This window comes from Streptomyces sp. NRRL S-1813 (assembly GCF_000719605.1).
Classification (GTDB): domain Bacteria; phylum Actinomycetota; class Actinomycetes; order Streptomycetales; family Streptomycetaceae; genus Streptomyces; species Streptomyces decoyicus.
In genome coordinates, this window is sequence record NZ_JOHB01000015.1 from 94,299 (window position 1) to 121,242 (window position 26,944).

General features: G+C 67.5%; 23 protein-coding genes and 3 pseudogenes. 13 read left to right on the forward strand and 13 right to left on the reverse strand.

Features of this window, described 5'->3' with window-relative positions:
- The first annotated feature begins 50 nt into the window (after positions 1 to 50).
- From IF67_RS0121915 to IF67_RS0121940, 6 genes are all read left to right on the forward strand, one after another.
- A complete protein-coding gene (locus IF67_RS0121915) occupies positions 51 to 908 on the forward strand; it encodes a hypothetical protein (protein WP_030988174.1) in 858 nt (285 codons plus the stop codon).
- Positions 905 to 3,016, forward strand: a complete 2,112-nt coding sequence (locus IF67_RS0121920; protein WP_030988176.1) for a hypothetical protein — start codon at positions 905 to 907, stop codon at positions 3,014 to 3,016. The genes IF67_RS0121915 and IF67_RS0121920 overlap by 4 nt, the downstream gene beginning before the upstream one ends.
- A gap of 70 nt (positions 3,017 to 3,086) precedes the next feature.
- Positions 3,087 to 4,208 (forward strand): hypothetical protein, encoded by a 1,122-nt coding sequence (locus tag IF67_RS0121925; RefSeq protein WP_030988177.1) that lies wholly within the window; start codon positions 3,087 to 3,089, stop codon positions 4,206 to 4,208.
- A complete protein-coding gene (locus tag IF67_RS0121930; RefSeq protein WP_051818413.1) occupies positions 4,205 to 4,711 on the forward strand; it encodes a Pycsar system effector family protein in 507 nt (168 codons plus the stop codon). Before IF67_RS0121925 ends, IF67_RS0121930 begins: the two co-directional genes overlap by 4 nt.
- 69 nt (positions 4,712 to 4,780) lie before the next feature.
- On the forward strand, positions 4,781 to 5,974 hold the full coding sequence (locus IF67_RS0121935) for a M48 family metalloprotease (RefSeq protein WP_078889557.1): 1,194 nt from the start codon (positions 4,781 to 4,783) through the stop codon (positions 5,972 to 5,974).
- A 615-nt stretch (positions 5,975 to 6,589) separates the two neighbouring features.
- Entirely contained in the window at positions 6,590 to 7,090 is a 501-nt protein-coding gene (locus tag IF67_RS0121940) for a DedA family protein (RefSeq protein ID WP_030988181.1), read from the forward strand.
- Between the two features lie 88 nt (positions 7,091 to 7,178).
- On the opposite strand, the pseudogene IF67_RS45105 reads toward IF67_RS0121940, so the two are convergent.
- Positions 7,179 to 7,342, reverse strand: a pseudogene (locus tag IF67_RS45105) (HD domain-containing protein); the annotation flags it as partial.
- A 493-nt stretch (positions 7,343 to 7,835) separates the two neighbouring features.
- On the opposite strand from IF67_RS45105, the gene trpS reads away from it, so the two are divergent.
- On the forward strand, positions 7,836 to 8,948 hold the full coding sequence (gene trpS, locus IF67_RS0121950) for a tryptophan--tRNA ligase (RefSeq protein ID WP_030988185.1): 1,113 nt from the start codon (positions 7,836 to 7,838) through the stop codon (positions 8,946 to 8,948).
- 341 nt (positions 8,949 to 9,289) lie between these two features.
- Here the strand turns inward: trpS and IF67_RS0121955 are convergent, their stop codons facing one another.
- From IF67_RS0121955 to IF67_RS0121990, 9 genes are all read right to left on the reverse strand, one after another.
- The gene (locus tag IF67_RS0121955) at positions 9,290 to 10,015 is read right to left on the reverse strand and encodes a DUF5825 family protein (protein WP_158713140.1); all 726 of its coding nucleotides are present in this window, start codon (positions 10,013 to 10,015) and stop codon (positions 9,290 to 9,292) included.
- A complete protein-coding gene (locus IF67_RS0121960; protein WP_063754376.1) occupies positions 10,012 to 11,883 on the reverse strand; it encodes a RiPP maturation radical SAM C-methyltransferase in 1,872 nt (623 codons plus the stop codon). The genes IF67_RS0121955 and IF67_RS0121960 overlap by 4 nt, the downstream gene beginning before the upstream one ends.
- Before the next feature lie 141 nt (positions 11,884 to 12,024).
- Positions 12,025 to 13,107 carry a histidinol-phosphate transaminase gene (locus IF67_RS0121965; protein WP_030988193.1) on the reverse strand — a complete coding sequence of 361 codons (1,083 nt, stop codon included), beginning with the start codon at positions 13,105 to 13,107 and terminating at the stop codon, positions 12,025 to 12,027.
- A 2-nt stretch (positions 13,108 to 13,109) separates the two neighbouring features.
- Positions 13,110 to 14,066 carry a 2-dehydropantoate 2-reductase gene (locus IF67_RS0121970; protein WP_030988196.1) on the reverse strand — a complete coding sequence of 319 codons (957 nt, stop codon included), beginning with the start codon at positions 14,064 to 14,066 and terminating at the stop codon, positions 13,110 to 13,112.
- On the reverse strand, positions 14,063 to 15,277 hold the full coding sequence (locus tag IF67_RS0121975; RefSeq protein ID WP_030988197.1) for a cytochrome P450 family protein: 1,215 nt from the start codon (positions 15,275 to 15,277) through the stop codon (positions 14,063 to 14,065). The genes IF67_RS0121970 and IF67_RS0121975 overlap by 4 nt, the downstream gene beginning before the upstream one ends.
- A complete protein-coding gene (locus IF67_RS41835) occupies positions 15,274 to 15,576 on the reverse strand; it encodes a MoaD/ThiS family protein (RefSeq protein WP_078889558.1) in 303 nt (100 codons plus the stop codon). The genes IF67_RS0121975 and IF67_RS41835 overlap by 4 nt, the downstream gene beginning before the upstream one ends.
- 3 nt (positions 15,577 to 15,579) lie before the next feature.
- Positions 15,580 to 16,269, reverse strand: coding sequence for a hypothetical protein (locus IF67_RS41840; RefSeq protein WP_158713142.1), 690 nt, complete (start codon positions 16,267 to 16,269; stop codon positions 15,580 to 15,582).
- Positions 16,270 to 16,492: 223 nt separating this feature from the next.
- On the reverse strand, positions 16,493 to 17,935 hold the full coding sequence (locus IF67_RS0121985) for an MFS transporter (RefSeq protein WP_051818417.1): 1,443 nt from the start codon (positions 17,933 to 17,935) through the stop codon (positions 16,493 to 16,495).
- Positions 17,936 to 18,038: 103 nt separating this feature from the next.
- On the reverse strand, positions 18,039 to 18,293 hold the full coding sequence (locus tag IF67_RS0121990; protein ID WP_030988203.1) for an NAD(P)-dependent oxidoreductase: 255 nt from the start codon (positions 18,291 to 18,293) through the stop codon (positions 18,039 to 18,041).
- 559 nt (positions 18,294 to 18,852) lie between these two features.
- On the opposite strand from IF67_RS0121990, the gene IF67_RS0121995 reads away from it, so the two are divergent.
- The 3 genes and pseudogenes from IF67_RS0121995 to IF67_RS45110 form a co-directional block, all read left to right on the forward strand.
- Entirely contained in the window at positions 18,853 to 19,797 is a 945-nt protein-coding gene (locus tag IF67_RS0121995) for a LysR family transcriptional regulator (protein WP_158713143.1), read from the forward strand.
- A gap of 272 nt (positions 19,798 to 20,069) precedes the next feature.
- Positions 20,070 to 20,451 (forward strand): annotated as a pseudogene (locus tag IF67_RS39455) (urease accessory protein UreF); the annotation flags it as partial.
- Between the two features lie 42 nt (positions 20,452 to 20,493).
- A pseudogene (locus tag IF67_RS45110) lies at positions 20,494 to 21,013 on the forward strand (urease accessory protein UreD); the annotation flags it as partial.
- A 68-nt stretch (positions 21,014 to 21,081) separates the two neighbouring features.
- Here IF67_RS45110 and IF67_RS0122010 read toward each other — a convergent pair.
- The 3 genes from IF67_RS0122010 to IF67_RS0122020 all read right to left on the reverse strand — a co-directional run bounded on the left by IF67_RS0122010 (position 21,082) and on the right by IF67_RS0122020 (position 22,839).
- Positions 21,082 to 21,285, reverse strand: coding sequence for an SCO3870 family protein (locus tag IF67_RS0122010; RefSeq protein ID WP_030988208.1), 204 nt, complete (start codon positions 21,283 to 21,285; stop codon positions 21,082 to 21,084).
- Positions 21,286 to 21,537: 252 nt separating this feature from the next.
- Positions 21,538 to 22,155: a class I SAM-dependent methyltransferase gene (locus IF67_RS0122015; RefSeq protein WP_063754378.1), complete on the reverse strand. Its 618-nt coding sequence runs from the start codon at positions 22,153 to 22,155 to the stop codon at positions 21,538 to 21,540.
- Positions 22,156 to 22,260: 105 nt separating this feature from the next.
- Positions 22,261 to 22,839 (reverse strand): TetR/AcrR family transcriptional regulator, encoded by a 579-nt coding sequence (locus tag IF67_RS0122020; protein ID WP_030988217.1) that lies wholly within the window; start codon positions 22,837 to 22,839, stop codon positions 22,261 to 22,263.
- A gap of 364 nt (positions 22,840 to 23,203) precedes the next feature.
- Between IF67_RS0122020 and IF67_RS0122025 the strand changes: the two genes are divergently transcribed.
- Genes IF67_RS0122025 through IF67_RS0122035 form a run of 3 tightly spaced genes read left to right on the forward strand, consistent with a single transcriptional unit; the run spans position 23,204 to position 26,942 of the window.
- Positions 23,204 to 23,815 carry a (2Fe-2S)-binding protein gene (locus tag IF67_RS0122025; protein ID WP_037839684.1) on the forward strand — a complete coding sequence of 204 codons (612 nt, stop codon included), beginning with the start codon at positions 23,204 to 23,206 and terminating at the stop codon, positions 23,813 to 23,815.
- Positions 23,812 to 24,804, forward strand: a complete 993-nt coding sequence (locus IF67_RS0122030; protein WP_030988219.1) for an FAD binding domain-containing protein — start codon at positions 23,812 to 23,814, stop codon at positions 24,802 to 24,804. The genes IF67_RS0122025 and IF67_RS0122030 overlap by 4 nt, the downstream gene beginning before the upstream one ends.
- The gene (locus tag IF67_RS0122035) at positions 24,801 to 26,942 is read left to right on the forward strand and encodes a xanthine dehydrogenase family protein molybdopterin-binding subunit (RefSeq protein ID WP_030988220.1); all 2,142 of its coding nucleotides are present in this window, start codon (positions 24,801 to 24,803) and stop codon (positions 26,940 to 26,942) included. The genes IF67_RS0122030 and IF67_RS0122035 overlap by 4 nt, the downstream gene beginning before the upstream one ends.
- Positions 26,943 to 26,944 lie beyond the last annotated feature (2 nt).

Sequence of the window (26,944 nt, forward strand, 5' to 3'; positions counted from 1 at the left end):
CCCCCACGAGATAGTGCTCCGGACCGAGCCCGACCGTCCGAGAGGCACCCATGACCCTGGTCCTGACGGAACCCGTCAACCGCACCATTCTGCTGCTGGACATCGAGGACTTCAGCCGACGGGACGATGTGGTGCAGGCCTGCCTGCGCCGGGAACTGCACAACGTGGTGGAGGACACTCTGGCCGCGGCGGGTGTCGAGCGGAACATGCAGTACCGAGAGGACCGCGGGGACGGTCTGATCATGTTGGTCAGTGCCGACATCCCGAAAACGGTGCTGCTCCGGGCCCTGTTGACGACCGTCCCGGATGCGTTGTGCCAGTACAACCGGCTGGCATCGAGCAGCGCGCAGATGCGGCTGCGGATGGTGCTGGCCGCAGGGGAGGTCGCCTTCGACCCGAAGCAGGGCACGGTGGGCGGGCTCGTCGGCCACGACCTCAACCAGTCCTGCCGGCTGCTCGATGCCGACGCCCTGCGCGAAGCGCTCGCGCAGGGGGAAGCGGACTGTGTGCTGGGGGTCTCGTCCCCCGTCTACGAAGGCGTGGTTCGCCACGGACACCGCGGGCTGCGCCCGGAGGAGTTCCACCACGCGGCGGTGTCCGTGAAGAAGGACCGGCTTGACCTGTGGTTGCACGGGTCCCTGCCGGACGGCACCACCACCCCTGTACCGGAGCCGGCGTCCGCGGGGCGCGGCGGCAGGGGTGCGCACGAGGGTGCCGCCGGGCAGTCTCCGGCGGCACCTGCCGGGGCGCCTGTGAGCAGTGGGGCAGCATTCGCCTTCAACGGCGGAACGGTGTCGGTCGGCGGCAGCCAGGTCAACGGCGGTCAGACCGGGGTCAGGGGCGGCAACGTCACGGGCGACGTGATCATGGGCACGGTCCGGCATGAGGGCCGGAGCGAGCAGGCATGAGCGAGCAGCCCGGTGACAAGCCATCGGACCGTCCTCAGGACGACACCGACCCGGCGGACGGCAAACAGGAGCAGACGAACGACGAGCACACTGAAACGGAGGATGACCGCCCGCAGGACGCCTGGGCGGCCCGGCGTGATCTGTACGAACACGTCCCGGCCGCCGTCGGCGGCAGCCTCGTCGGCGGCGATCAGACCGGGGTCAGCGGGGGCAGCGTAGGAGGCGACGTTGTCCTCGGCACGAAGGTGGAGCACCACTACCGCTTCGGCGCCACCACCCACATCTCCGGAAACATTCCCTCTGCCGAACTCGACCAGCTGGCCCTGGAGTTCGCCGGATACGAGGAACTTGTGCACCCCCTGCGCGACCGGTTGCGGGAGGAGCGGGTCCTCGTGCTGTACGGCGCGCCCTTCACCGGCCGTCGCAGCGCCGCCCTGATGCTGCTGCGCTCCCTGGATGCCGTGCCCGTACGCGCCATCGATCCCAACACCCGGCCGACCGCGCTGATGGACGAGGTCAACGGCGATCAGCACGGCTACCTCGTCAGCGATCTGGTGACGGGCAGGGAGAACCCGCTGCGCGACATCGACCTGTGGGCCATGCGGGATGTTCTCCGGAAGAAGGATGCCTATCTGGTCATCACCGTCGACCTGCTCGCGATCCTGCGGGGCATCGACGCCGTCTCGTGGCAACCGCCGTCGCCTCAGGCGGTGCTCCGGTCACATCTGCACGCCCTGGTGGATGACCCGCGGAGAGAGCGCGATCTGCTGGCGCTGGACCTCTCCCGGGAGTTCCTCGACCGGGACGACCACCAGCTGCGGGAGGCGGCGCAGTTCGCGAAGGCCCTGGCCGGGCACGCGGACGGCACGATCACTCGGGAGAAGCTGGCGGACGTCGGCCCGGAGCTGGTCCGTGAGCAGGTCAGGGAATGGTTCGGGGACGACGAGACCCTTCTCCGGGACAGGGCTTTCCTCATCTCCCTGTCGGCGTTCGACGAAGCCGCCTACGCCCTGACCGCGGAGCTCAGCGACACCCTGTACGCAGAGTTCCAGAGAACCGAGGACGCCGGGAGGGAGCCCCAGGTCGGCATCTTTGGGACGTCCATCACCAAACGCCTGCGCCTGGCCCGAGCCGTCGAGTACCGGAAGGAGGAGCACACCGAGTGGGGCCCCGTGTTCCAGCGCATGGCCCGATTCCAGGAGCCCAGAGCCTCTGTAGAAGTCCTCCGCGAGGTCTGGACGAGTCACCCCTCCGCGCGGCCTGCTCTGCTCGCGTGGCTCCGGAAGCTCGCACAGGACGGCCGGCCGCTGGTACGTACCCGCGCGGCAGTGACGGCCGCGGTGCTCGCCCAGACCGACCTGCCGTCGGCGATGGCACTGCTCATCGAGGGCTGGGCGAAGTCGAAGGCGTATCGCGACTGCCTCGTCGCCGCCAACGCCCTCGCGGCGGCGCATGCCATCGGTGCGCCGAACATCCCGCAGATCCTCCGCTCCTGGTGCGACGAGGAAGCCGGACCACGGCTTCGCTGGACAGCCATCCGGGCCTACGCCCTGGTGGGCGCCAGGATGCCCGACGAAGCCCTGAAGGCGTTGGCGGAAGCCGCTCGCACTGGGGACGACGAGCAGGAGGCGCAGCACATCGCCGAGTCCGTCGCGCTGCTGCTGAGCGACGAATCGGCGCAGGTGCGCAGCCGGCTGCTGCGGGGTCTCCTCGAAATCCTCCGGGACGGGCCTTCCGGCCGCCGACTGGCGCTGCACGCATTCGTCCTGGCCTGCACGCGCGCCGACAGCCGGCTGATGCTTCGGTGGTACGCGGCCGCCGCCTCAGAGGGCCCGGCCGAGGACGCGCAACAGCTGTCCCTGCTGTGGCGGACCGCCATGGGCGATCTGGGGTACACCGCCGATGCGTTGAAGGCGCTGGCCGGCTGGGCTCGTGAGGCGGACGGCGATCCGCAGGCCGAGCGGGAACTGGCGATGCTGCTTCCGACGCTGGTCGGTTCCGACGAGGACCGCAAGCGCCTCGATCACATGCTCCTGACGCTGCGCGGTCGCCGCGGGAGTGCGGATGCCCCACCCGCGGTGGCCGACCGTCTGCGGGGCGTGCTGTGAGGTGCCGCCTCTCGTCTGCGGCCACGGGCCGCGAAGTTTCGGAACACCACTGAGTGAGGAGAGAGGCACCATGGCGGACTTCCGTCGCGAACCCGACTGGGACCAGGGCGCAGACCGGCACAGCGAGCTGATCGACCCGGTATTGACCGTGCGTCAATTGTCCCGGTTCGACCACCGCAGGGGTTACAGCCGGATCGACAACGCGCTGGTATTCACCACGGACAAAGGGGAGTTCGAGGTCTACCTGCCACCCCATCGGCCGACGCGCTCCCTGTTCGCCGCGACGCGGTACACGGCGGTCTACGAAGTCGACATGGGGGTGCACGCCTGCAGCGTGTCCCTGCTGCTGCCCAGCGACAACGACGCCTTCGACTTCACTGCCGAGGTGGAGCTGACCTGGCAGGTGACCCGGCCGCAACGGTTCGTGGCCGGCGGAGAACGGGACGTGCCCGCTCTCCTGAGGCGCCGGCTGGGAAAGCTGATGTACCCGGTAAGCCGCGGTTTCCCGCTCGACCGGAGCGCGGACGCCGAACGCGCCGTGTACCAAGTTCTCGCCAGAGCGGGCAATTTGGGGGATGAGGCGGGGCTGCGCACGTCGTACGCCGTGCGGCTCAGACTGGACGACGCGGCGATCGGCCACCAGCGGGAGCTCCGCCGGATCCGGTACAGCGACGAACAGCTGGGACTGTCGCACGACGTGGCGATGCGGGAGGACCGGCTCAGGGCGGAGCGGAATGTGGAGCAGGCCCGGCGTGATCACGAACTGGTCATGCTGCAGGGCCGTCAGGATGAGGAAGCCAAGGAGCTGGAGGCGAAGAAGGTCCGCTACTACGAGTATCACCTCCAGCACGGCGGCGTGGCGATGTGGGCCCTGCACCTGGCACAGCACCCGGAGGATTCCCGGCTGGTCATGGACAACCTGCAGAGGGACCAACTGCAGCTGATCCGGAGTCAGTCAGAGGTCGCCCTGCAGGTGCTGAAGGAAGGGAACCCGGAGGACTACCAGCGTGCGGGACTGAACAAGCAGGCCGTGGAGATCCTGGAGGGGCTCCTCGCACGTAACTTGCCCGGTATCGCTTCTGCTCCTCCCGCACCGGGCTCCCTGCCCTGGGCCGGGTCCCCCGGCACCTCGGTGCATTTCCACAAGCAGCGGGGCGGGACGTCCGCCGACAGCACCGAGGAGGGGCGATGAGCAGTGGTGGTGTGCTAACTCCGACGGTGGGAGCCCGTCTGCTCACGGAGCTGCGCTCCGAGACAGCTCGTGCGGACAGCAAGGCGTCGCTGCTCCTGGGGGCCATGAGCATGACGGTGAGCCTGCTCGGTGGCCTGCTCGCGGCTCGGGGATGGTCATTATCCGGGCTCTCCGCCCCCGGGAGCGTGCTGTTGTGGGTGGCCATGGCCGCTCTGGCCGGCGCACTGGGATGCCTGCTCCTCGCCGTCCTGCCCCGGTACGGCACCAGCCGGTGGTCTCCGGGGCGGCCGTTGACGTACTTCGACGACATCCGCCGTGCCGCGGAGGGCGGCCGGCTCGCCGAGGCCCTCGCCGTCACCGAGGCACACCAGGCCGACGGAGTACTGGAGGCGCTGGCCCAGAACAGCCGCATCGTCGGTGCCAAACACCGGTGGATCCGCGTCGGTCTGGCCGCCTACTGCGCGGGCGTGGTGCTTCTGCCCATCGCGCGGCTCGTCGGCTGAACGCACCGCGCCGGCCTGCCTCTTACCGCGTCGTCATGATCCGGCCGTATGCCGAGACAGGAATCTCTCATGACCACTCCCTTCGACTCCGCCCACCCCGGCCGCATTTCCCTGCCCGAAGCTCCGGCTTATCCGGCTGCTGTTCCCTTTCCATCCCCGCGCTGTCCGGACGAGACGATTCCGCCTCCACCGCCCTACCCGGGCAGCGCGACGCCGTCCGAGGCCGCTCACCCCGCCGGGAAGCCGGAACAGCAGTCCGGTTCCGAGAAGCGCGCGCCGCAAGAGGGTCTCGGCCGTCGTGGGCGTGTGCACCTCGCCAAGCGGCAGCGGGGCATCGACGCCACGGCCGTGGGCCAACTGCTGCTGCAGTTGCCCTCGTTCCTCGCCGGCCTGGTGATCGTGGCGACACTCTCCCACCTCCTGTTCCCCGGCATGGGCTGGTTGGGGGTTCTGCTCTGGCTCGCTTCAGGTGCCATGGCGTTTCACCGGCCCACCGAAAGAGCCCTGGCCCGTCATCTGCTTCACCTCCGTCACCCCACCCCGGGGGAATTGAACCGGCTGGAACCGCTGTGGCGGGAAGTGACGGCGCGGACGGGTGTAGAGGGCCGCGCCTACGAGCTGTGGATCGAGGACAGCGATCACCTCAACGCCCTGGCCGCGGCGGTTCACATCGTGGGCATCACCCGGTTTTCACTGGAGCGTCTGTCTGATGGCCAGTTGGCCGCCGTCCTCGCTCATGAGCTGGGGCACCACGTCCGCGGTCACGCGTGGTCCTTGATCCTGGGGCAGTGGTATGCGGTTCCGGGGCGATTTGCGTGGGCCGCTGTGCGGAGGCTGATCCGGCTCGTCACCGTCGTGGGCTGTGGGCGCATGAGCTTCTGGGCGGCAGTGCTGCTTCTTGCGGTGGGCGCCATCGTGCTGGCGGTCGCGTGGGAGTACTGGTTCCTCACCCTGACGCTGGTGGCCGCTCCGTATCTCCTCGCCGCCGTGACCCGTCGGACCGAACTGAGGGCGGATCACCATGCGGTAGCGGCTGGTTTCGGGCCGATGCTCGCCGAGGTGTTGCACCTGATGCAGGCGGCGGAACGGGAGGGCGGGCATGCGACGGGTTCCGCTCTGTCCGGGTGCGGCAAGACGGCTGCGATTGACCCGGGAACCGCTGCTCGCGGCGGTAGGCGGAGCCTTTCGGGCAAGCTTCTGTCCTCGCACCCCGACTATTACACGCGCCTGCACCACCTGGCGCCGTATCTGGAGCGGCGATGAATCTGCTCCAAGTCGGATCCTGGGGCTGCGCTGCCGCCGCACCCTTGCGGGCCCTGGTAACCACGAACCATGGTCCGTCGGATTCGGCGCGCGGTCGCCAGCCCGGCCCGGCGAGCTCGGACATCGGCCGGTACGGGGGCCGAAGGTGTTCCAGGGCACGGCGCGTAGCGTCTGAGGTCCTCGCCGGTCCAGGCCAAGGCATGGCCTCTGCGCCGCCCCAGATCTGATCATTTCAGGGCCCTGCCGCGCGATGCCACCCGGCTACGCCTCTCAGCGAGGCCGTCCGCAGCTTCGACGGCCGAGAAGCCACGTCTTGCCTCTCCGTCGCCCGGCGCCGTCCACCGGGGGCACGCGCGTTCGCTTACCCTGGCTGTGTCGGGTGCCCCTGGCGAGGGGCCGTACCTGGAAGCCCCAGATGCAGCAGTGCTCTGCGTCGGGCCCGGGAACCGGCGCCGCCCCGGCACGAACGCAGGGACGGAACCGGCAGAAGCAGATGCGGGTGAGGTATGGACAACAGGCTCGTGCCCGTCGTGTGCCCGCTTCGGCGAGAACCGCGAAAGCGGGTGGCGGGGGAGACCGGCCACGGCGAGGGCCTGGCGCCGAGGGCGAGGCGTCGTGGATAAGGTCGCGCTCACGGCCGCAGGTCTCTACGTGATCGTTCTGCTGCGAGCCGGAGGGACATTCACGGTCGGGTGGCTCGCCGGTGCCGGTGTCAGGCGCAGCAGGTTCGCTGAGCGGATCCCCCCGGCCAAGTTCGAGCGCGCCGAACGGTTGATCCAGCGGTGGGGCGCGCCGGTGGTGGCACTCTCCTTCCTGACCGTCGGTTTCCAGACTGCTGCCAACTTCCTCGCGGGGAGTTTGCGCATGCCCCTGCTGCGTTACCTCCCTGCACTGTTCGTGGGGGGAGCGGGCTGGGCGTTGGTCTACGCGACCGCCGGGATCGGCGCACTGGAAATGCTGGCAAAGCTGTTCGCCGAGCAGACGGCGCTCGGAGTGGCCGTGGTCGCCGCCCTCCTCCTCGCGGTCTGCGGCGTGGGGGTGTACCGGCGCAAACACGCTGCGGTCGGAGCTTCGCGGACACCAACCTCGACAACGTCAACCTTCAGGTCCGACTGAGCTTCCTGGGCTGACCGAGATCGTCCTGGGGAGGGCCGCGAAATTCTCCGTACCCTGCGTGCCGAAACGGAGAGATCTTCCGCGGTACGGCCGGGGCGACGCCCTCCATCATCGCGAGCACAGAGCCGATGAGACCGACCCCGAAGCTGTGCTCGGCGACCGTCTCGGGGTCCTTGACGCCGGCGATCCACCAGCCAGACCGCTTGGCCCGTTCAGTATCCCCATCCCATCCCATCCCATCCCCACCCCCATCTCCGGCAGGAAGTCTGATGTGCCCTTCGCCTGCTCCTGCTCGATGTCCGCCATGAGATGCGTCTTCCGGTGTGCTACGTGTGAATCTCGCGTAGTGCGTAATGCACTGAACCGAAGTCCCGCGTAGTCACCGGAATCACCGGGCTCGGCGGTTGCGTGGTGCCCAGTGGCCTCGCGCATCCCGCGCCACGTCGGCAGAAGCAGGCCGCTCGGCGCCATCCGGGCACGGGCCTCTCCGGCCCGAACTCCCCCCTCCTGACTGGCCGATGGATGGCAGGAGTCCTCCACCGTGCGAGCGCGAATCCACCCGGATCACGGCAGCTGACGTTATGATGGGGCCATGCATCTTTCGTCATGTCTGAGCTGGTGGCGCTCCTCTTAGGAGCGGCCGCCTCTCATGCATGACCGGGCCGTTCGGATGGACGGCCCGTTTACGTCCCCTGGACCAGGGCTCGAGTCATCCGGACGGCGAGACCGCCCACCAGGAGACCTCGTGAACACCACCCCCCAGACCGTAGGCCCCGACGCCTCTGCTTCAGGTCCCTCCGCCGACACGCTCGGGATTTCTGCCGCGCAGGACCGCAGTGCGGTGCTGGAAGAGCTGATCCTCAAGGACCCCGCGCAATTCCGTGTGCTGACAGGCGACCGCCCGACCGGCCGCCTGCACCTGGGCCACTACTTCGGCACGCTGCAGAACCGAGTACGTCTTCAGGACCTCGGAGTAGAGATGTTCGTGATCATCGCGGACTACCAGGTACTGACCGACCGCGATGTAGCGGTGAACCTGACCGGGTACGTCGAGGAACTGGTACTGGACTACCTCGCCATCGGTGTGGATCCGGCGCGCAGCACGATCTTCACGCACAGTGCCGTCCCCGCCCTCAACCAGCTGATGCTGCCCTTCCTCAGCCTCGTCTCCGTCGCCGAGCTCAACCGCAACCCCACGGTCAAAGACGAAATCACTCACTCGCGCCAGTCGTCCGTCAGCGGCCTGATGTTCACCTACCCCGTCCACCAGGCCGCCGACATCCTCTTCTGCAAGGGCAACGTGGTCCCGGTCGGTCAGGACCAGCTTCCTCACCTCGAACTCACCCGCACCATCGCCCGCCGCTTCAACGACCACTACGGCAACGGCACCGCCGTGTTCCCCCAGCCCGATGCCCTGCTGTCGAGCGCACCGCTCCTGCTCGGCACGGACGGCACCAAGATGAGCAAGAGCCGCCGCAACGCCGTCACTCTGGCCTCCGACGCCGACGAGACCGCCCGTCTGCTCAAGGGGGCCAAGACCGACTCCGAGCGCCACATCACCTACGACCCGACCACTCGCCCGGAGGTGTCTTCCCTCCTCCTGCTGGCGGCCCTCTGTCTGGACAGCACACCCCAGCAGGTGGCCGCCGACATCGGCTCTGCGGGAGCCGCCGCGCTGAAGAAGACCGTGACCGAGGCGGTCAACGAGTACCTGGCCCCGATCAGGGCCCGCCGAATCGAGTTCGCGCAGGACCGTGCCTACCTCCGCCAGACGCTGCGCGAAGGCAACGAGCGAGCCCGAGCGGTGGCTGATGCCACTCTCGCCGAGGTGCGTGCTGCCATGAACAGCCATTACTGACAATCCCCGGCCCGGTGAGACACCGTCGTCCTCTTGTGACGAATCGGTGTCTCACCGCCCAGCTCCTACCCTCCGTTCCCGGCTGCGCAACGGCCGCACCGTCGAGCAGCCCAGGTCGAGTCCGAACAGGCGTCCGCTGTGGAGACGTTGGAGACGAGCACGTGTCGCGCTGACCTCCTGCAACCGCTGGCCACGCGCACTGTTGCATCGGATCAACGCGTCCGCGGGCGGCATGCGGACCCTTCCAGCGGCAGGGGTTCCCGCCTGCGGCCCACGCATGCTCTTGTCATCTCGCGCGCGAGCCTTTCGCGACAGGAACCCCATCCCCGGTATCGCCCGAACTACTCTGTGAAATCTTCCGATTTCTTCCCGGCTGAGGCCAAGGTGCCCCCCAGGAGCGCCACACCCAGGGGCCATGAACGCATGTGCACTGGAAGGGTCACGTAATGATCCCCGATGTGCATGACCAGGCCCTTGTTCACCAGATCCCGCGCGGCGGCGGCGTACCGCGGGTCCCGGGTCACCTCGGCCCACGTGCACCCCTCCAGGCCTTGGAGGAAGACCTCCATCGTGGTGGGATCGTTCACAGTGATCAGGCTCTTGGATTCGGGCCGTTGATCGACGACGGACAAGAATTTCGGTCCCTTGCGGAAGTACAGGAGCCCGAAATTACTGGAAGACCGCCACTCGCCGACGGACGGAATCCCTTTCTCCAGCACCGTGATGCTGACGGGTGCGGGCAGGTGATCGAGACACGGGATCAGGTCGAGCTGTTCGGCGCCCAGGATCAGTGACCAGGTAACCCTGGCACCGATCGCGGAACATTCGCGAAGCAAGGCGATGATCCGCACGATCATGTGACTGGGGAGTGCCGAGAAGTCGGCGGGCTCCGTCAGCTGCACCCCGGCGACAGGCACCCGGAGCAGTAGCGCCGCCAGCTCGGCGGCGGCGGGAAGTTCAGCCCAGTCGGATCCGAGGGCCAGCGTCGCGGGCCGGCCACCGGCCGGCACCCGTCCCTCGTCCGAACCTCGGGCCTTGAGTTCATCGATTTCCATCAATGCGCTCATAGTGAAGCCGCCACCTCCTTGCCGCCAACCAGCTTTCGGCGATACGGGTCAACCTCCAGGGCGACGCTCACGTAGCGCCCCTCGTCCTCGAACGCCAGGCCGCGATCGACGAAATATCGGAGCATCTCCTCGATCTCCCCGTCGCCGACGACGTGCCCGCTGTCGGCAAGCCGCCGGCGTATGCCCTCGCGGGCGGCGCACTGGAACATGCCGAGGTACACATTGCTCTGGACGTCGTCCAGCTCGATTACTTCCTCCGGCCAGCTGGCACGACGGTCTTCGAGGGTGACGCGGCCTCGGTCATCGGTCCAGTAGGAGAGGGTGCTCTGCGGATACGCCTTGGCCCATTCTTCGCATGCCTGCTTCATCTCGTCCTCGATGGGCCCCGAGATTCCCTGGACGCTGGTGTCGAAGAAGAACACCATGTCGTACAGCTGATCTCGTGGGACCTGGTAGATGAAGTCGTATATTTCCGATGGGCGGCGGAACATGAAGCCCTGGGTGGGTTCCTCGAAGTAGGGACTGAACCGCTCCAGTGCAATGCGCCAGGCCCCGCTCGGCGGCTCCAGATGCTCAAGTGTCGCCATTTTCGTGAGCAGTTTGCGGTACTCGCCCTCGGTCTCACCGGGGAAGCCGTAGAGGATGCTCCATGTCACGTTGAGCCCGAGATCCTGCCCGTCACGCAGCATCCGCACGTTGTGTGCGGCACTGACGCCCTTGTCCATGAGGCGCAGCACATGGCTGCTCAGGCTCTCGATGCCGGGCTGCACGAACAGGACGTTCGCCTCTTTCAGCTTGCTCAACTGCTCCCGGTTCATATTCGACTTGATCTCGTAGTGGATTCTCAGATCGCAGTCGAGAGCAGCTATCTCTGGCATGGCCGTATGGAGATACTTCATGTCGAGGATGTTGTCCACCATGACCAGGTCGAGAACCTGGTGTCGCTCGGCCAGCTCGCGGACTTCCTGAGCGATGCGCTCAGGGGCCTTGCTCCGGAAGTCAATATTCGATCCGTTCAGGCCGCAGAACGTGCATTGATGAGCTTCTCCCCACCAACAACCGCGAGAGGTCTCCAGCACCAGCATCGGACGGACGTGGTGCCGGACGGCTGACTTGTCCACTGCCTGAAAGTAGCTGTCGTAACCGGGTGCAGGCACCATGGCGAACGGCAGTGCCGCCTTGGACGGTGGATTCACCACCGTCTGCCCGTCGTCTCCCCTCCAGCTGAGCCCCGGAACGTCAGCGAGGCTCTCGTCCTTGGCGATGCGATTCAGCAACGCAGGCAGTGCACGTTCGCCCTCGCCGCTGATCACGAAGTCGAGTTGCCCGAAATTCCGGTGCAGGGCAGGACCTTGTGCTCCGTCACAGTTGCTGCCGCCCAGCACCGTGAGGATGCCCGGTGCGATCTTCTTCAGCTCCCTGGCCAGCGCGAGTGACGGCACGTTCTGCATGAAGGTGCTCGTGAACCCGACCACGTCGGGTGGGTCGGCAGCGATCTCGGCCGCGAGATCCCGGATGAATCCCCGGGCGTACTTCTGCATCTCAACGGGAAGCGTCGGGTCTGTGTCCCGCTGCTCGAGGAACTTCGAGTACTCATCGACCTGATAACTGTCGACGTCGTACAGCGCGGGGGTGAACACCCAGTCACCTACGCCGTGGAAGACTTGATCCGCGACGTTCCCGTAATCCTCGCACGTGATGGAGCCGTTGCTCTCACCCATCAGGCATTCGGCCCATCGGAGGTTGGCGTACAGCTCATCGACGGTCCAGTCGGCGGCGTTTTTGCGGACGCAGGGCCCCAGTACTCCCAGTGCGCTGGACGGTGTGTCGAGACCTTGCCACGGCATGGCGATCATCAGGATTTTCACAGAATGCCTACCCTAGGGTGTCTGTCGAGGAGCTGCATGAGAACGGGCAAAGAAATCTCTTCAGAGACTTCTCAGAACAGGCGGGCGCGGAAGAACCCCCGGAGAAAACTCGAGTAATTCTCCAGCCGTGGTCAAGGCATCTCAGAACGCGTCTCCATGGTCTCTCCGGTCCAGCGCCGTCAGCAGCATCCGATGTGCCTCGGGCTCTCCCACGGAGATCCGTGCACCATGTCCCGGATAGGCTCGGACCTTGACCCCTGCGGTGGCTGCGGCCCGGGCGAAGGACTCGGCGGCCCAGGCGAGCGGGAGCCAGACGAAGTTGGCGCGGGAAGGCAGGACAGGCAGCCGCAATTCCCGCAGGCCCGCAGTCAGTTCTTCGCGCGCCGCCGCCACTGCGGCCAGACGTTCAAGCAGTTCGACCTCACTGCGCAAAGAGAGGATTGCGGCTTGTTCCGCGAAGCGCGTCACTCCGAAAGGGATCGCCGCCTTGCGGACGGCGGCCATGACCTGCCGTGGCCCGGCTGCATATCCGACCCGCAGGCCGGCCAGCCCGTAGGCTTTGGAGAAGGTTCGGAGTACCACGGTGTTGCTGTGCTCGCGCAGCAACACCGGTGTGCCCGGAGGATCGCTGCCCCGATCGAACTCCACGTACGCTTCGTCGAGAACCGTGACCACATGATCCGGCAGAGAATTCAGGAAACTGTGCAACTCGCCGTGATCAATCGTGACGCCGGTCGGGTTATGAGGGGAGCACAGGATCACTACCTTGGTCCGCGCACTTACCCGGGTGCGGATCTCATCGAGATCGTGTCCTCCGGACACAGCCAGTGGCGCGTGGACGCTGGTGGCACCTGAAATGGCGACCAACGTTGGATATGCGTCGAACCCCGGCCAGGCGTAGACGACTTCGTCGCCCTTGCCGCACAGTGCGAGAAGGAGCTGCTGGAGCACGCCCGCGCTCCCGGGACCGACTGCCAACTCCTCCGCGGAGACGCACAAGTGCCTGGCAATCTCTGCCGTCAGGTCCCGTGCTGTGGGGTCAGGGTACCGAGCAAGTTGCGGAAAGCCTTTCTCGATACCGGCAAGCACGGTAGGCAGCGGGGGAAGAACCAGCTCGTTGCTGGACAGATCGAAGGTGATGGGCGAGCTGCCTTCGGCGTTCGACGACTCCGTGTCCCGGTATGCCCTCACGGCCCGCAGGGTGCTGCGTTCTGCGAATCTCATGTTCACGGCTGGACACTCCTCGTTGTCCGTGATTCGCGCATGGCAAGCAGTTCGTAGAGCATTTCGTGGACCGGCGCGGTCCGGCCTGCCCGGCCGGCAAGGCGGACCACGGCCCCGGTCCACGCTTCAAGCTCTGACGGCCGTCCCGCCAGGATGTCCCGTTGCAGCGAGGAGGTGACGTCGGGCGACTGCCGGTCCATGAGCCCTGTCGCGGTGTCCACGGCATCTCCCGGCAGCTTGATTCCGAGCTCGACCCCGGTCTCGTATATCTCCCGCATGCCGGCGATCAGAATGTTCCGGGTGCCGGCTCGCGACCGGAGCTCGCCGATGGTCGCCCCACCGGTGGCGGCTCCAAGGCTTCCGATCGGAGCCACCAAAAGGAACTTCGCCCACAGGTCGGCCCAGATGTCGCTCGGCTCCGGCACCGTCACCGAGGCATCACGCAGCACCTCGCGCAGTCGAACCACCCGGTCGGACACGGTGCTGTCCCACTCTGCGAAGCCCAGTGCACCGGGGGGACCCACGTGCCTTGTCTCACCCGGACCAGTCACCGAGGCGACGACCCTGACATTGCCGGGGAGTACCCGACGGCGACCTATCCTGGCTGCGACCTGCTCAGGAGCTTCCACCCCGTTCTGCACAGTGACCACGGCAGTGTCCTCACCGGCCAGCGGTCCCAGCGCGTCGAGAGCTGCCGGCAGCTGATGAGTCTTGACGCAGAGCAGTACGAAATCGACCTCGCCGATGTCCTGCGGGTCGTCCGATGCCCGCACCTCCGGCACAGACCACTCACTTGAGCCGTTGCTGATGCGCAATCCCTTTCGCCTGAGCGCAGCGAGGTTCTCACCGCGGGCCAGGAACCGCACATCATGCCCAGCGGCGGCAAGCAGGCCGCCGAAATAGCCGCCTACTCCGCCGGCTCCCACCACAGCAACGCTCGGGCTGCTTGATTCCGTCATCGGGGCAACCTCTCCTGCACTCGTATGGGGAGGGCCTCAAGGCCCCGACTGAGCGAGCTGTCGGAGAGCCAGGCAACCTCTTCCGGAGGCACTGCGAGCTCGAACCGCGGCAGTCGGCGCAACAGGGTGGAGAAAACGATCTCGCCCTGGAGCCGGCCCAGCGGCGCGCCGATACAGAAGTGGGGACCGTGGCCGAAGGACAGATGGCGGTTCGGCGACCGGGTGACGTCGAAACGGTCCGGGTCGTCGTACACGTCGGGATCACGACCCGCGCTGGACAGCGACAGGTGCACGAAGCTCCCCTTGGGTATGTCCACTTCGCCGAGCCGCATGTCCTCCGCCGCCACCCGCAGCGAGGCCCAGGCGGCCGACCCCTCGTAGCGCAGGATCTCCTCGATCGCCGAGGGAATGAGCTCGGGAGTGGCTCGGAGCATCTCGAGCTGCTCGGGATGGCGGAGCAACAGCGCTGTTCCGTTTGCGATCATGTTGGCGACCGTCTTGTGGCCGGCGATGATCAGCAGGAGGAGCGTCGACAGCAGCTCCGTTTCGCTGTAAATGCCCGCGTCTCTGGCCCTGATGATCTCGCTCAGCAGGTCGTCCCGCAGGTCCATGCGCCGCTCGGCCACGAGCTCGGTGAAATAGTCCGCGAACGCTTCGCTCGCCGCCTTCAGCTCCGCCTCGTCGTGCTGCAACGGATCTTGGCTGAGGATATAACTCCACTCCAGAAACAGCGGCCTGTCCGCCACCGGTATCCCCAGGTACTCGCATATGACGGTAAGCGGCATCGGCAGAGCGAAGTCACTGAGCAGGTCGATTTCACCGTTCTCCGGGAAGGCGTCGATGAGATCGTCGACAATGTCCTGGATGCGCGGGCGTAGCCGGGCGATCGTGGCCGGCAGGAAGGCGCGGCTGATCGGCTTCTTCAGCCGGGTGTGCTTGGGCACGTCGGCAAACCCCAGGTTACCGACCACGAGCAGACTGCTGGCCACGGCCTTGTCCCGATACCGGGCGGGCAAGTTCTCGACTTGCTTGGACAGGCGTGAGTCGCTGAGCGCTTCCTCAACGACTTTGCTCCCCAGGACTGCGTACGCGTCGGCGCCGGGGGGAACATTGATCCGATGGACCGGACACTTGGACCGGTACTCCGCGGCTGCTGCGTGCGGGTTCGAACCGGGTTCAGTGAAGAATTCTGTGGGAATTACGTCCGTCATCGTGATTCCTCCGCTCGTGCCACGCCGCTGCCACCAGCTACCGCCGGCACTATCCAGATGACGTCATGGTGCTCCACTTTCGTTTCGAGGCCGTCGAGGCTCCTGATGTCGCTGTCATTTCGGTAGACATTGACGTAGCGCTTCACGGACCCTTCTTGGTCCATGAGTCGTTCGAGGACACCGGGACAAGCTCGGTCAAGACCGGTCAGTACCTCCCGGATGCTGCCGCCCTCGACGGGCAGCTGCCTCCGCCCGCCGGTCAGGAGATGGAAGGCCGCGGGAAGTTTGACATCGGGCATCTCTTATTCCTCCTCGAGCAGGACTTCGAATTGCTCATGGATCGCCGACGGAATTTTTATGTCAAGCCTGTCGCATTGCTCCGGACCGGGCCGCCAGCCCGCTACTCGATGTGCGATACCGCCGCTGCCCTCATGTACATACCAGATGACGTTTACCGGCCAGCAGGACTGCCGGAAGAGGTATTCGTCCATCCGTGTCGGATTTTCACTCAGCCTCTGGTAGCGCTCGTGCGGCGGGCCGATTTCATGCCAGTTCGGATGTGAATGTATGGAGCCCATCAACTCCAGGCCGTTTGCGGACTGTTGCATGATTGCCCGTAGGACACCCTTTTCGTCGGACCAGAATCCTCGCCTCGGATTCCTGTACACATCGCCGAACTGGGGGACGATCGTCGCCTCGAATTCAGCCATGATGCTCTCGTCGCTGTCGCGGACATTCGGCACGAATTCGATATCGCTGATGGATATTTCGGTGCCGTCCGACTGCCCGAACAGCAAACCCGACGCACGCGGCAGATGGCTCGGAACTCCGTCGGCGTCGCGGCTGTCCAGGCATTTTTGGTATTCTTGCAGCGCATCACTGATGAAACGCCTGACAGGTTCGTTTTCAAATCGGACGGTCACTGGCAGATCGCCGAACAGTGCTGCACTGTCTGCCGTGCCGGCCACACCGTAGTCCGCAGCAGCAGTCACACGCTGAGCATTTTTCGTGTCTGACACTTATGCCTCCCCTGCGATTTCCTGGTCAAATCCTGATTTTGAACAGACGGGCAGAAGCACACGGTTCGTCATCGCGGTACAGGTTGTTGATCCGTAGCGAGAGGTCGCGAGCGGGCTCGGAGTGCTGCGGCTGGACGTGCCCAGGGGGCTGGACGCTGGAGAAGCCCCTGGGAAGTCCGACGGATCGGCGGAGCGCTCATGGGTGCGGTTTCCCTGTGCTCTGGTGACGCAGGGCAGCGACCCCTGGCGGACGGGGGGCTGGGATCGTGGAGCTCCTGATGCCGGCCCAGCACAACAGCCCCCCAGCCGCCGCTACCGCGGCAGCGATCCAGAAGGCGGTGATGAAGGAGCTGCGCGTCGGTATCTCGGAACCGGAGATGTGCCACGCGGCCAGCAAGGCGGCAGCCAGCTGACTGCCCACGACGCCGCCCGCCGTACGGACCACCGTGTTCACGCCGTTGGCGGTTGCGGTTCGCCGTACCTCCGTCAAGTCACTGATCACCGACGGGATGCCGCCCAGCACCAGTCCGGAACCGATCCCTACCACCAGGTACCCGGCCGCCAGTTGCCACCCGTCGCCGTTCCATAAACACAGTGAGATCGCCCCAACCGCCATGACGGCAAAGCCTGATGCGAGCGTCGCACGTGCAGACGTCAGGCGCTGCAGCAGACCGGCGAGCGGTCCCGTCGGCAACAGCGCCAGTGAGCCGGGCAGAAGGAGCAGGCCCGCCACGGTGACATCAGCCCCCATCCCGTAGCCGACCGTCCTTCCTCCCGGTAGCCGCTGGTCTGCTGCGGTCTGGGCGAATGCCGGCAGCAGGACGTAGAACACGAACGAGACCACGCCGAACACGAACGCCGCACCGTGTACCGAGAGCAAGGAGCGGCCGGCCACGACTGCGGGGTCGATCAGGGGGGCGATGGACTTTCGCTCGGCGACGACCAGCACAGCCAGGAGAACCACGGAGGCTCCGAACAGGACCAGCGTTCCTGTGGATGCCCATCCCCACGAGGTGCCCTTGGTCAGTGCGAGCAACAACGCCACGAGGACCAAGGCCAGGAGCACGGCCCCGGGCACGTCCACCGGCTCGCTGGATCCGCTCCGCCGGTCGGGAACGTACTTCGCAACGAGGCCCATCGCTCCGAGGATCAGTACCGCAGCGATCGCGAACAACCAGCGCCATGACTGGTGGTCGACGACCAGGCCTCCCACGACCAGTCCGATGCCGGCACCCACACCGATGGTCCCGGATACCAGACCGAGGCCCGAACGCAGCCGGTGCTGAGGAAGCACGTCGCGCAGGATGCCGAATGACAGGGGGAGGGCCGCGAGGCTGACTCCTTGCAATGCACGGCACCCGATCAGAACCCCGATGTTGCCTGCCGCAGCGCAGCCGAGTGTGCCGATCAGGTAGGCGGCGAGCACCAGCAACAAGACGTTGCGCTTGCTGTAGCGGTCTCCCAGCTTGCTCAGCAAGGGCGTGCTCGCTGCACTGGTCAGCAGGAACACGCTCAGGATCCACGCCGACCACGTGGGGGTCGTGTGCAACTGCACCTGGAGTACATGCAAGGCCGGGACGACCATGGTCTGCATGAGTGCGTAGGAGAGCACGGATACGCCGGTGGCGATCAGCGTCATCGTTGCGCCAGTCGACGGTGAAGATGCCGAAGAGCCGTTGTACGACAAAGGGAACCTGCCGTGGGGGGGAGGGGGTCGAGGCGAGCATGGGAGGCGTAGTGGCTCAGTGCCAAGCGTCCAGGTCGACGACGTCGCCGAGGGGCTGTCCTCGCAGCCGTCGACGGAGCTCCGATGCGAACGCCGCGTTGACGCGCGGCCGGGTGTAAGGGGAATGCCGGATACGGTGGGGCAGCGCCGGGACGTCCTCCCTGCGCCACGGCGGGCTGTCGGGCGGCAGCGGTTCGGTCTCGTATGCGTCGAGCAGCGCACCGGGCAGCCGATCCGAGGTCAAGGCTTCGAGCAGCGCTGCCTCATCCATGACCGCGCCGACGCCGGATGCGCTGACCGGCCGACCCGGCCCCCGGCGTCACGTAGTGTCCGTCCGATGCACTGTGCGCTCACCCTCCGCGACAGCTGGGGCGAGTTCAGGGAGCGCGCGCGACATCGCGCCGCCCACCGACGCCATAGACGGAGAAGCCGGCATCGGGATGAGAGACGCGATCGTGAGCCCTGAGCCCAAGACGGCCGTCTTGCGTGACCGTGCTGCCCAGTGACGTGGCGCCGGCCGACAGCGACCGACGCAGTTGAGGCTTCATCACCTCATGTGCGCAGACATCGTCAATTGTGTGTGATGTGTCGCCGGCGCCGAGCCGATTGAGGATTCCAGTCACAGCCAATGCGTGAGTGACGTTCGCGTCAGTACACCCGTTGAAAGCCACTTCGTGCGACACAGACAAGAAGACCCCCAATGGCAATTTCCACAGAGCCCGCAGCGAAAGAGCCGAGGGTTCGATGGCTGCAACTTGCATAGATGAGCGTATGCAGACGTCTACAGACAGCGCCAATACGCGTTGGGCATGGCGTCATATGCTGTTCGTATGGAACTGGACTTGCGGCACCTCAGGTACTTCGTGGCCGTAGCCGAGGAAGGCGGATTCACACGAGCCGCAGCCCGACTGCACATGACGCAGCCGCCGTTGAGCGTGGCGATTCGTCAACTCGAAGGAGAGCTGGGCCTCCAGCTTCTAGACAGAACCGGCAATGGGGTCGAACTCACCTCGGCCGGTAGTGAATTCCTGAACCGCGCGAAGAGCTTGCTGCAACAGTGGCAGCGCATGGTAGACGGGATGCGGCAGGTGAGGTGGCAGGAGGTCCAACGGCTCGTCATCGCGTTCCGGCCGGCCGTCTGTCACCCTCTGGCGCACCGGACCATTGAACTCATCCGCGAAAAAAACCCTGAATGTCGAGTATTACCCCGGTACGTACAGTGGACCGACCAGACGGCGTGTCTGGAGGCGGGGGATGCTGACGTGTCCTTCGTGCTGGAGCCCGCAGACCACACGGGCCTCGAGAGCGCGACCGTGGCCATGTTGCCCCGAGTCGTCTGCCTGCCATCCGCCCACGAGCTGGCCAGTCGTGAGTCCGTGTCCATTGACGACCTGAGCGAGGTTCCGATCATCCGGCCCGCCGGAGGGTCACCCGAATGGTCCGACTTCTGGGGTGGGAAGGTGCGCCCAGGCAATCGCACCTGGAAGGAACATCCGACTGCAACGCGCATCGACGAGGCCATCGACCTCGTGGCCCTCGAGAACGCGGCCGCACTCGTCCCCGCCTCCGTCATCGCAGTCCAGCACCGTCAGGACGTCGTCTTCATACCGGTGACGGATGTGCCTGCCGCCCGGTTGTCCCTTGCCTGGCGCGAGGGTTCCGACTCCGAACTGGTGAGGCTCGCCGTCAGGTGCGCGCAGGCCGCAGCCCAGGGCCTGGCCGGCGGAAAGCTCTTCGGAAGACCTGAATCAAGCGGGACTTCTCCGGCCGGATGAGAAAAGGGGCTATCGGGAATGTCCTGTCAGCCCCCGCCGGCCCTTGTGGCATTGCTCGGCCCGGTCGAGCACGAGCCGGGCCAGGGGTGGGCGCCGGCAGAGACGTGACGCGGTGACAATGCCTGACGCATTGTCAGGTGTTGCACATCGTGCGGATGGTCTGGGCCCGAGGAGGGGCTGGTGCACCGGCTGCGCGTCTCGCCGCGGACGCCCTGTCCGGATGAGGCTGCTCGATGTGGTCGGTCAAGTCGGCGTGGTCGGTCAAGACAGGATCTCGACGTACGTGGCCGTCGAACGAGCTGGATGCGCTGGCCGCGGCCCGTCCGCGAGGCGCGCACCACCCCGGTGGTGCTGGGCCTGGCCGCGCGGTCGGCCGGGCTGACACCGCTGGATGCCGCGTATGCGGCGGCATACGAATCCGTCAGCGGGCCGGCAACGGCGGCGGTCCGGCTGCTGAGCCTGGACCCGTTCGAGGCCACCGCGGTCCTTGCCCGACTCGCCCCCGAGGTCGACCGGACCGCCACCGCAGCCACCGCGGCCGCCGACCGCCTCGCCGAGGAAGGGACCGACGCGCTGCCTGCCGCCTCCGCGCCGTTGCTGGACATCACCGCGCAACAGCATGCCGCATGGCCGGTTCGTCTCTTCGCCTCCTGACGCCACCGCGACCACGACACCTCACACCGGACTGGAGCCCGTATGCATCTTGACCATGCAGAGACGTTCCCCGAGCGTCACACCTACAGCGCTGACCCCCACCACCCCGACGGCAACCGGCGGGCCCTGCTCATCGGGTTGGGCGGCCCGGTCGGTTCGGGCAAGACCGCCACCGTCGCCGCGCTGTGCCGGGCGTTGCGTGACGAGTTGTCCATCGCTGTGGGCACCAACGACATCTACACCCGTGAGGACGCCGAACAAGCGCAGCTCCACTGGCTCCCCAAGCCGTTGATCTGCGCGGCCGGCAGCAAGCTGCGGCAGAGCTGGACGCTCGGCCTCGCCCCCACCGCACGGCTGGTCCTGCGTGAGGAGCAGATCCTTGGACGGACGGGTGAGCCGTCCGGCCATGTGGCGACTCGTCTCACCGTCCGACGTGGTGGGCACACGTTGCTGGACCAACAGGCCGAGTACGGACCGGGTGTACCCGGCTGGGACGGTCCGGCCGTTCTCGCCGGTCACCGTGCGACCGGGCAACTCCTGCTCGTCGACCCGGCCTTCGAGGAGGAGCCTCTTGACAACGCCGACGGGCGCCGGGGCATCGGCCCCGGCGCCCGTCGGCGTGTGGAGAGCTCAGTCCGAGTTCAGCTGGCGGCGGTAGCGGACCCAGGTCACGACGGTCAGGCTCGCGGTGGTCAGCATCACGACGCTGGCGGTGGCCACGGACTCGACGTACTGCTCGTAGCCGTCTGCGCGCAACTGGACCGCGAAGACGCCCAGGGCTATTCCCAGCGCCGCCAGCGCGGTGGACAGGGTTGCGAAGGGAGGCTGTGTCATTCCATCTCCTTGAACTGTGAGCCGGCACGTTGATCTCCGAGTCTAAAGGCGAACTCATGACGCTGCGCTCAGACTTGGCCAAGGGGAAGGCGGGGGCGTCGTGACGGAACCTGATGACAGGTCAGTTCTGTCGGCAGCAGGCCGCCGAGCAGGGCGATCAAGGACAGGCCGGGGTCGGAGGTCGCCGGGTGCGATGCCGGCAACCGCAACCGCCCGGCCCGGCCGAGGGGGAAGGGGCTGCCATGGCCGCAGTCACCGCACGGCCTTGTAGATGACGAGGCTCCGCGCGTCGCGACGGGCCACGTCGGCGAAGAGCTTGCGCAGGGCGCTCTCGATGCGGTCGAGCTTGTCGTCGGGGAGGCGCAGTCGCCGGGTGATGGGCCCCGGGGACACACCGCCGTGCCATGCGATCACCGCCGTGCCTCCGGGGCGTACGACGCGGTGCAGCTCCCGCAGCCCGGTTTCCAGATCGGGCCAGAGGCCCACGTTGTTGACCGACACGACACGGTCCATGCTCTGATCGGCGAGGCCGGTGTGGTCCGCCGTTCCGATGTCCAACGCGACCCGGCCGGTGCGGACCGCACCGCGGTTGGCCCTGGTGGCGGCATGGCGCATCTCGGGCGAGGGGTCCACCCCCCGGATGACGGCGGCCCCGGTCCGGGCGACCAGCAGCCGCACCAGCTCACCGGGGCCGTACCCCACCTCCAGAATCCGGTCTCCCGGCTGGACGTCCAGGGTGTCGAGCACATCGTCCTGTTTGTTGGTCCACCGCATGAACCGTCCGGCGAGGCGCCCGCGCGTGCCGCTCGGGCGCGCGAACGGCGAGGTGATGGGCCGGTGCCCGGTCCACGAACGCAGATATGTGTCCATACCGGCAGGATGCTGCTTGATCCGGCGCACACCGTGAACCGGCCCACCGACGACTCCGGGGCGTCCCCCGCATGATCGAATCCTCGGCCCGGAGCGTCGCGGCGCTCACGCCCCGGGGGCGCCGGCGCGCAGTCCGTCCATGACGAGGTCCAGGAGGCGTCCGGCGCGCGACTGCCAGTCACCGTGGGGATCGATCTGCCAGAGGCCGGCGATGGCGAGCAGGAAGTCGTCGGGGGCCACTCCTGGGCGGATGGTGCCGGCCTCCTCGTTCGCCGTCAGCAGGAGGGTGACGGCCGAGGTGACGGGGCCGTGCCCCAGGCCGGCCAGGGCGTTCTGCTTGCTGGTCGCCCTGCGCATCGCGTCGGCCAGGCCGGCCTTGGCCATGGCGTACTGGGCGAGGCGGTCCATCCACTCCCGCAGGGCCTGGTCGGGAGCGCGGGTCTCCAGCAACTGGGCCGCGGTGTCGGCGACCTGCTGGACCTCGTAGCGGTAGACCTCCAGGACCAGTGACTCGCGGTTGGGGAAGTGGCGGTAGAAGGTCCCCTGCCCGACGCATGCCTTCCTTGCGATCGCGCTCAGCGGGGCGTCGGCCGACTGGGTCAGCTCCGCCAGTGCCACTTCCAGGATGCGCTCGCGATTCCGTTGTGCGTCCGAGCGCAGTGGCGCGTCCTTCTTCTCCTGCAACTCGTCCTCCTTCCGGGAATTGCGATGACGGCCTTGCTAACCGGACAGCTGTCCGGTAAGTTCACTGGTAATGGACAGTTGTCCGCTTAGGCCACCATAGCGGTAGAGGTGGCTGGTGGGGACGACCGGTGACGACCTTGACCTGCTCCTCGCCCGATACGCACGCCGCGACGCCTGAGCCGACGCCGCTATGCACCCCGCCGTCTCCTCCCGTACCGCCTTCCGCACTGTCTCCGGGATCGTCGCGTCCGACACTCCCGCCCCTGCCTGACAGGGACAGCTCGACCTCCGGGTCGGCCACGTCGGCATCAGGGCCCGCGCCCCGACGCCCGCCGCGCCTCATATACGCGAAAGAAGGCTGATCATGGCCCTATCGACGTCCAGCGCCATCACCCTGAACATCAACGGAGAGAAGCACACGCTGCCCGTCGACCACCGCACCACGCTGCTCGACGCGCTGCGCGACCGGCTCGATCTGACAGGTACCAAAAAGGGCTGTGACCACGGCCAGTGCGGCGCCTGTACGGTGCTGCTCGACGGCAGCCGGGCCGTCTCGTGCCTCCAGCTGGCGGTGGCCGCCGAGGGGCGCGTGATCACCACCATCGAGGGCGTGGCGCAGGGTGAGGAGCTGCATCCGGTGCAGCAGGCGTTCCTCGACCTCGACGGCTACCAGTGCGGCTACTGCACACCGGGGCAGATCTGCTCGGCCATCGCGGTGATCGAGGAGCACGCGGCGGGCTGGCCGAGTGCCGCAACCGCCGACATACGGCCCGAAGCGGGAGTGCCGCCGCTCACCGCAGACGAGATCCGGGAGCGGATGAGCGGCAACCTGTGCCGCTGCGGCGCCTATGTGTCGATCGTGCAGGCGGTCGCGCGGGCGGCGGAGGCCGAGGCGGCGCAGTCTCCTCCCACAACGGGGCGGCTCAGCGGTCCCGATGACGGCGCCGGCACGGAAGACGTGGAGATAACGGTATGAGGGAATTCGGCTATCAGCGCGTGTTCGACGTCCCCGGCGCGGTCGCCCTGCTCGGCGCCGATCCCGATGCGCGCTGCCTCGGCGGCGGCACCAACCTCGTCGACCTGATGAAGGCCGGGGTGGAGCGACCCGCGCAGCTCATCGACGTACGTGAACTTCCCCTCGGCCGGATCGAGGCCGTGGACGGCGGCGGTCTGCGCATCGGCGCGACCGTCACCAACAGCGAGCTCGCCGCCCACCCCGAAGTCCGGCGCGATTACCCGGCGTTGGCGCAGGCGGTGCTGTCCGGCGCCTCGGGACAGCTGCGCAATATGGCCACGGTCGGCGGGAACCTCCTCCAGCGCACCCGCTGCGGCTACTTCACCGACCCGACCAAGCCGTGCAACAAGCGTGTCCCCGGCAGCGGTTGTCCCGCCATTGAGGGCGAACACCACAACCATGCGATCCTCGGCGCCTCCGCGCACTGTGTGGCCGTCCATCCGTCCGACATGGGGGTGGCGCTCGCCGCCTTCGACGCCGTCGTCCGGTACGAAACCACCGACGGTCCGGGGGAGTTGCCGCTTGCGGAGTTCTATCTGGCCGTGGGTGACACCCCGCATCTGGAGACCGCGCTGCCGCCCGGCGCGCTGATCACCGGCATCACCCTGCCGCCGGCTCCGGTCGCCGCGCACTCCCGCTACCGGAAGGTGCGCGAGCGCGCGTCGTACGCCTTCGCGATCGGCTCGATCGCCGCGGCCCTCGATGTCCGGGACGGCGTCGTACGCGAAGTGCGCCTCGCCTTCGGCGCGGTCGCGTCCCGACCGTGGCGGGCCCGGGAGGCCGAGCGGGTGCTGACCGGGGGACCGGCGGACGCCGCCGCGTTCGCCGCCGCCGCGGACGCCGAGCTGGCAGCCGCCGAGACGCTGCCCCACAACGGATACAAGGTGACGCTGATGCGCAACCTCGTCGTGGCCATGCTGACCGAACTCACCGAGGAGGCCGCCCGATGACCACGACGACCGGAACCAGCGCGGTGACGAGGGCCGCCGGTACCGCCCACACCCGTATCGAGGGCCGGGAGAAGGTCACCGGAGCGGCACGGTACGCGGGAGAGATTCCCTTCGCCGGCCTCGCCCACGGCTGGCTGGTGTTGTCCACCATCGCCCGCGGCCGCATCCGCGCCGTGGAGGCAGACCCCGTCCTGGCCATGCCCGGCGTCCTCACCGTCCTGCACCACGGCAACGCGCCCCGCGTCGACGGCGACTACACCGGCATGTTGGGGCGGCCCGACCCGACCCTCCTGGTCTTCCAGCACGACCGGGTGCCCTCTGCTGGCTGGCCGGTGGCGCTGGTCGTCGCCGAAACGTCCGAACAGGCCCGGGAGGCCGCCGAAGCGCTGGTGGTCCGGTACGACCAGGAGCCGCACGACGTGGCGTTCTTCGCCGGGCGCCCCGGTACGTACACACCGGAGAGTTCCCTCGGCGAACCATGCGAGACGGAGAGGGGCGACCTTCAGGCCGAACTCGCCGCGTCCGCCGTCGTCGTGGACGCGGAGTACACCACACCGGAAGAGCACCACAGCGCGATGGAGCCGCATGCGGCGACGGCTCACTGGGACGGCGGACGCCTGGAGGTCGTCGACTCCAATCAGGGCAGTATGTGGGTGGCGGAGGAGCTCGCGAAGCTTTTCTCCCTCGACCCCTCCTCGGTACGTGTGCGCTCGGAGCACGTCGGCGGCGCCTTCGGGGCCAAGGGGGTCCGCCCCCACCAGGTCTGCGCCGTGATGGCCGCGACCCTCCTCCACCGCCCGGTCCGGGTCGTGCTGACCCGTCGTCAGACCTTTTCGCTGGTCGGCTACCGGAGCCCGACGGCGCAGCGGGTCAGGCTCGGCGCCGATGCCGACGGGCGGCTGCGTGCCTTCGACCACCAGGCCCAGAGCCTCACCTCGACGGTGCACGAATTCGTCGAGCGGAGCGCCGATCCGGGGCGCGTGATGTACGCCGCCGACGCGCACCACACCGTGAACCGCCTCGTGAAGCTCGATGTGCCCACCCCGACCTTCATGCGCGCACCGGGCGAGGCGCCCGGCTCGTTCGCGCTGGAGTCCGCGCTCGACGAGCTCGCCGAGAAGTGCGGCCTGGACCCGATCGCGCTGCGCGCACGCAACGAACCGGACGCGGGGCCGGTCTCCGGTCTGCCGTTCAGCAGCCGCAATCTGCTCGCCTGTTTCCAGGAGGGTGCCCGCAGGTTCGGCTGGGCGGACCGCGACCCGCGCGCCGGCATACGACGCGAGGGGCGCTGGCTGCTCGGAACCGGGACGGCCGCCGCCTCGTTCCCTTCCAGGGCGGTTCCGTCCACGGCTGCCGTGACGGCGGAGGCGGACGGCACCTTCACCGTACGGATCACCGCGGCAGACGTCGGGACCGGAGCGCGGACGGCGCTGACGCTGATCGCCGCGGAGGCGCTGGACGTGGAACCGGCGCGTATCCGGATGAAGATCGCGGACAGTGACTTCGGCCCGGCGATGATCGCCGGCGGTTCGATGGGCACCCGCTCCTGGGGCTGGGCGGTCACGGCCGCGGTGGGCGAGCTGCGGGAGCAACTGGCCCTGGGCGGTGACATCCCGCCGCAGGGGATCACGGCACGCTCGGACACCGGAGCGGCCATCGGTGCGCTGGCGAACAAGGAACGGCACTCCTTCGGGGCGCAGTTCGCCGAGGTCGCGGTGGATGTGACCAGCGGTGAGGTCCGGGTACGGCGGATGCTCGGCATGTTCGCCGCGGGCCGGATCATCAACCCGCTGACCGCGCGCAGCCAGTTCATCGGCGGCATGATCTGGGGCCTTTCCATGGCGCTGCACGAGGAGGCGGTCAGGGACCAGGCTTCGGGCAGGCATGTCGGCGCCGACCTCGCGGGCTATCACTTCGCCGCGAACGCCGATGTACCGCTCATCGAGGCGGACTGGGTGGACGACCCGGACCCGGACGACCCGGTCGGGATCAAGGGCATCGGCGAGATCGGGATCGTGGGAGCCGCGGCGGCCATCGCCAACGCGGTCTGGCACGCGACCGGTGTACGCCACCGGGACCTGCCGATCCGCCCGGACCGTGTGCTGCTGGCGGGAGCGGGGGAGGGCGGGACCGGCTGAGC

Excerpts from the sequence above, each read along its gene's own strand:
- IF67_RS0121990 (WP_030988203.1), bottom strand. The coding sequence starts at position 18,293 with ATGGATGAGGCAGCGCTGCTCGAAGCCTTGACCTCGGATCGGCTGCCC.
- IF67_RS0122015 (WP_063754378.1), bottom strand. The coding sequence starts at position 22,155 with ATGGACACATATCTGCGTTCGTGGACCGGGCACCGGCCCATCACCTCG.
- IF67_RS0121955 (WP_158713140.1), bottom strand. The coding sequence starts at position 10,015 with ATGAGCGCATTGATGGAAATCGATGAACTCAAGGCCCGAGGTTCGGAC.
- IF67_RS0122030 (WP_030988219.1), top strand. The coding sequence starts at position 23,812 with ATGAGGGAATTCGGCTATCAGCGCGTGTTCGACGTCCCCGGCGCGGTC.
- IF67_RS0122035 (WP_030988220.1), top strand. The coding sequence starts at position 24,801 with ATGACCACGACGACCGGAACCAGCGCGGTGACGAGGGCCGCCGGTACC.
- IF67_RS0121935 (WP_078889557.1), top strand. The coding sequence starts at position 4,781 with ATGACCACTCCCTTCGACTCCGCCCACCCCGGCCGCATTTCCCTGCCC.
- IF67_RS0121985 (WP_051818417.1), bottom strand. The coding sequence starts at position 17,935 with ATGACGCTGATCGCCACCGGCGTATCCGTGCTCTCCTACGCACTCATG.
- IF67_RS0121930 (WP_051818413.1), top strand. The coding sequence starts at position 4,205 with ATGAGCAGTGGTGGTGTGCTAACTCCGACGGTGGGAGCCCGTCTGCTC.
- IF67_RS41835 (WP_078889558.1), bottom strand. The coding sequence starts at position 15,576 with ATGCCCGATGTCAAACTTCCCGCGGCCTTCCATCTCCTGACCGGCGGG.
- IF67_RS0121975 (WP_030988197.1), bottom strand. The coding sequence starts at position 15,277 with ATGACGGACGTAATTCCCACAGAATTCTTCACTGAACCCGGTTCGAAC.
- IF67_RS0121970 (WP_030988196.1), bottom strand. The coding sequence starts at position 14,066 with ATGACGGAATCAAGCAGCCCGAGCGTTGCTGTGGTGGGAGCCGGCGGA.
- IF67_RS0121925 (WP_030988177.1), top strand. The coding sequence starts at position 3,087 with ATGGCGGACTTCCGTCGCGAACCCGACTGGGACCAGGGCGCAGACCGG.
- IF67_RS0121915 (WP_030988174.1), top strand. The coding sequence starts at position 51 with ATGACCCTGGTCCTGACGGAACCCGTCAACCGCACCATTCTGCTGCTG.
- IF67_RS0122010 (WP_030988208.1), bottom strand. The coding sequence starts at position 21,285 with ATGACACAGCCTCCCTTCGCAACCCTGTCCACCGCGCTGGCGGCGCTG.
- IF67_RS0121995 (WP_158713143.1), top strand. The coding sequence starts at position 18,853 with ATGGAACTGGACTTGCGGCACCTCAGGTACTTCGTGGCCGTAGCCGAG.
- IF67_RS0121965 (WP_030988193.1), bottom strand. The coding sequence starts at position 13,107 with ATGAGATTCGCAGAACGCAGCACCCTGCGGGCCGTGAGGGCATACCGG.
- IF67_RS0121920 (WP_030988176.1), top strand. The coding sequence starts at position 905 with ATGAGCGAGCAGCCCGGTGACAAGCCATCGGACCGTCCTCAGGACGAC.
- IF67_RS0122025 (WP_037839684.1), top strand. The coding sequence starts at position 23,204 with ATGGCCCTATCGACGTCCAGCGCCATCACCCTGAACATCAACGGAGAG.